Genomic DNA, 1110 nt, shown 5'->3' on the forward strand with positions numbered 1-1110 from the left:
TTCAGACGGCCCATCATGGATCGACCTCGTCGCGATTCGCGTCAACACAACGGAATCACGCTTGCCGGCTCGTCTCAACTGACTTTTGCAACAAAATCGGCCCATAGCTGACCTGCCCGATCGGTTCAGCCGAGGACTTCTTTTAACCCAAAGCTGACCTCAAGCAGTTCCGGAGACAATTAGGCAAAAAGCCCGCATTGGTTATGACAGCATTCTTGGCGGCGCTCGCGACATCGGCCAAGTCGGAGTTCATCAATGTGCCGACGGAGTGATCGCCACCGATAGCCAAGACCGGCATCGGCAATTTTCCGGTCTTTGCGAACAGCGTTTTGTTGTCCTCGCCGTCCTTAGTGAAGGCAGCCAACTGTCCGCCAAAGGCATCGTGGATGGCATCCGTACGAGCATAGAGCACCGCATCGTGATCCCGGGTCTTTCGTCGATCGCAGCGGGGGTATGGGTTCACGGCCTGGTTCGAAAACCGATACGGCTATCGAAACATCGAGGCGGACAGCGCCAATGTTGGCGCTCGCCCTGCCGGAAGCCGCCGGAACTCGTGCTAACGAGAAATATCGAAGTGTACTGCTTTGATAGTGTGAACCGCTTCCAACGGACGACGCTCGGAGACGTCAGGCGCAGGTGTCGTGCGCAGAAGCATTGTAGCCTGGAATCATGGGAGAACCGCGCATGGATTCCATTTCTCGTCGCCATATGTTGGCAGCGACCGCTACCGGAGGTCTGCTAACGAGCGTTGGGCTGGCGCACGCGCAAACCGCGGACGGCGCGATTCCTCAGCCACAGCGACCGGGTCACGGCGGCACCGATCCCGGTCCGCGCAATCTCATGCGGGATCGGCAGAACCCGGATCTGCTGGTTCCGCCGTCGACTGATCATGGTACCTTGCCGAACCTGCGCTTCTCGTTCTCGGACGCCCATATGCGGCTTGAGCCGGGCGGCTGGACCCGCCAGGTCACGCAGCGTGAGCTAGGCATTGCCAAGTCCATGGCCGGCGTAAATATGCGCCTGAACGCGGGCGGTGTGCGTGAGCTGCATTGGCATAAGGCGTCAGAATGGGCCTACATGCTCTATGGCACGGCTCGCGTGACGGCCGTC

Annotated in this window: 2 protein-coding genes; one reads left to right on the plus strand and one right to left on the minus strand. The window is 59.5% G+C overall.

Translation table 11 applies throughout. The features are described from left to right. Positions 1 to 142 precede the first annotated feature (142 nt). Entirely contained in the window at positions 143 to 412 is a 270-nt protein-coding gene (locus tag CT676_RS43735; RefSeq protein WP_085401693.1) for a hypothetical protein, read from the minus strand. A 272-nt stretch (positions 413 to 684) separates the two neighbouring features. Between CT676_RS43735 and CT676_RS45995 the strand changes: the two genes are divergently transcribed. Then, positions 685 to 1110, plus strand: a 426-nt coding sequence (locus tag CT676_RS45995) for a cupin domain-containing protein (protein WP_275552157.1), incomplete at its 3' end; no start/stop codon positions are given.

The sequence above is a fragment of the Bradyrhizobium sp. MOS001 genome, assembly GCF_004634465.1.
GTDB lineage: Bacteria > Pseudomonadota > Alphaproteobacteria > Rhizobiales > Xanthobacteraceae > Bradyrhizobium > Bradyrhizobium barranii.